General features: G+C 37.5%; 2 protein-coding genes. Both read left to right on the top strand.

Annotated elements, in window-relative coordinates; translation table 11 throughout:
- Positions 1-86 precede the first annotated feature (86 nt).
- Positions 87-1,589: a 2-isopropylmalate synthase gene (locus EZH24_RS09810; RefSeq protein WP_137998970.1), complete on the top strand. Its 1,503-nt coding sequence runs from the start codon at positions 87-89 to the stop codon at positions 1,587-1,589.
- A 32-nt stretch (positions 1,590-1,621) separates the two neighbouring features.
- Positions 1,622-2,822, top strand: a 1,201-nt coding sequence (gene leuC, locus EZH24_RS09805) for a 3-isopropylmalate dehydratase large subunit (protein WP_137998969.1), incomplete at its 3' end; no start/stop codon positions are given.

Here is a 2,822-nt window from a genome sequence, read left to right as displayed (position 1 = left end):
GCATAAATTGGAAAAAGTCGGAGCCGAATTAAGAAAAATGATGAGTTGGATTAAAAAATAATTCATATAGTTTATATGGTTTAAAAATGAGAAAGATTAAAATTTTTGACACTACTTTAAGAGATGGCGAACAATCCCCTGGATGCACAATGAATTTGGGCGAAAAATTGGAAATAGCAACCGAATTGGATAAATTGGGAGTAGACATAATCGAGGGAGGTTTTGCAATTTGCTCGGATGACGATTTTAAGGCTATAAAAGAAATTAGCAAAGTCGTCAAAAACGCGAAATTGGCGAGTTTGGCAAGATGCTCAAAAAAAGATATCGACAGAGCCTACGAATCGTTATCGGAAGCTAAACATCCGATGCTCCATGTTTTTATAGCGACAAGCGACATTCATTTGAAACATAAACTTGAAATGACGAGAGAGCAGGTATTGGAAGCGATAAGAGAATCGGTTTCCTATGCGAAAACTAAATTCGAGTTTATAGAATTTTCTGCCGAAGACGCGTCACGAAGCGACAGAGAATTTTTAGCGAAAGCATATTCCGTTGCAATAGAAAACGGAGCCACCACGATAAATGTTCCCGATACCGTTGGATACGCCACTCCGATTGAAACGGCGGATTTGATTAAATATTTGAAAGAGAATGTTAAAGGAATAGATAAAGTCGATATATCCGTTCATTGCCATGACGATTTGGGATTGGGAACGGCAAATTCTTTAGCGGCGATTTTAGCGGGAGCTACTCAAGTGGAATGCACTATAAACGGAATTGGCGAGCGCGCTGGCAACGCAAGTTTGGAAGAAATAGTTATGGGAATAAAAACGAGAAAAGATTTCTATGACGCTTATACCGATATTAATACGAAGAGAATATATAAAATCTCAAAATTATTGTCGACAATATCTGGTATGGTTGTCGCTCCAAACAAAGCTATAGTCGGGGCAAACGCTTTCGCTCATGAGGCGGGAATACATCAGCATGGAGTTCTTAAAGAGAGAAGCACTTACGAAATAATGAATGTGGAAGATATAGGAATTCCTCAAAATAAAATGGTTTTGGGAAAGCATTCTGGAAAGCATGCGTTCAAAGACAGAGTGGAATCTTTGGGATTCGATATTGACGATAAAACTTTGGAAGAGGCTTTTATAAACTTTAAAAATTTAGCGGATAAGAAAAAAATCGTCACCGACTCGGATATAGAGGCTTTGATAATAGGAAGTAACACGGCTATTGAAAATCCCGCTTATTCTTTAAAAAGTTTTGTGGTTAATTCTGGAAGCGATATTTCTTCTTTAGCCGCGGTTTCTATTCTTTACAACGATAATAATATTGTCGAAGGAATAGCGAAAGGAAACGGTCCGATTGACGCCGCATTTTGCGCAATAGATTCTATAACTTCAAATAAGGCAAAATTGTCTACTTACAGCATAAACGCCATTACGGAAGGCGAGGACGCTTTGGGAGAGGTTATAGTAAAACTTTCGGCGGATAAAGATAAAATGGTTATAGGAAGAGCGGTTAGCACGAATGTTATCGAGGCAAGTTTGAAGGCTTATATTAACGCTTTAAATAAATTATAATAATAAATAAAATTGTAATAAAAGGATATAATATGACTATTACTCAAAAAATTTTAGCGGCGCACTGTGAAGCCGAGAAAGTCGAAGCGGGAGAGCTTATTAAAGTAAAAACCGATTTGGTATTGGGAAACGATATAACGAGTCCCGTTGCAATTAACGAATTTGAAAAATACGGATTCGATAAAGTTTTTGATAACGAAAGAATCGCTTTGGTTATGGACCATTTCGCCCCAAATAAAGATATAAAAGCCGCGGAACAATGTAAACAATGTAGAGATTTTGCAAATAAATATAATATAAAACATTATTATGATGTCGGCGATATGGGAGTGGAACATGCTTTACTTCCAGAGAAAGGTTTGATTGCGCCTGGAGAGTTAATAATTGGAGCGGATTCCCATACTTGCACTTACGGAGCTTTTGGGGCTTTTTCTACGGGAGTGGGAAGCACAGACATGGCGGCGGCTATGGCTACGGGCGAGGTTTGGTTTAAAGTTCCTTCGGCGATTAAATTCAATTTGAAAGGAAAATTAAAGAATAATGTTTCTGGTAAAGATGTCATTCTTCATATTATCGGAAATATTGGAGTAGACGGCGCTTTATATAAATCGATGGAATTTATGGGAGAAGGTTTAAAATCTTTGACTATGGACGACAGAGCATGCATTTCAAATATGGCGGTAGAGGCGGGCGCGAAAAACGGAATATTTGAAACGGACGATAAAACTATAGATTATTTGAAAGATATAGTTAATAGAAATTATAAAATATTCAAAGCGGACGAAAACGCGATTTACGATAAAATTATCGATATTGATTTGTCTGCTATAGAGCCTACGGTTGCCTGCCCTCATTTGCCCGAAAATACTAAAGAAGCGAGAGAATTAAAAAATATAAAAATAGACCAAGTGGTTATAGGTTCTTGCACCAACGGAAGAATTTCGGATATGGAAACTGCGGCTAATATTTTGAAAGGAAAAAAAGTCGCAAAAAATGTTCGATGCATTATAATTCCCGCGACTCAAAAAGTGTATAAAGAATGCATAAAAAGAGGTTATATGGATATATTTATAGATTCGGGATGCGCGATTTCTACTCCGACATGCGGACCTTGTTTGGGCGGTTATATGGGAATACTCGCTCATGATGAAGTTGCCGTAACGACTACAAACAGAAATTTTGTGGGAAGAATGGGAGATAAAACTTCAAAGGTTTATTTGGCAAGTCCTGCGA

The organism is Brachyspira catarrhinii, assembly GCF_005518285.1.
Taxonomy (GTDB): Bacteria; Spirochaetota; Brachyspiria; order Brachyspirales; family Brachyspiraceae; genus Brachyspira; species Brachyspira catarrhinii.
This window is presented reverse-complemented; position numbering and strand designations above follow the sequence as displayed.

Coding starts and splice junctions, on each gene's coding strand:
- EZH24_RS09810 (WP_137998970.1), top strand. CDS start 87: ATGAGAAAGATTAAAATTTTTGACACTACTTTAAGAGATGGCGAACAA.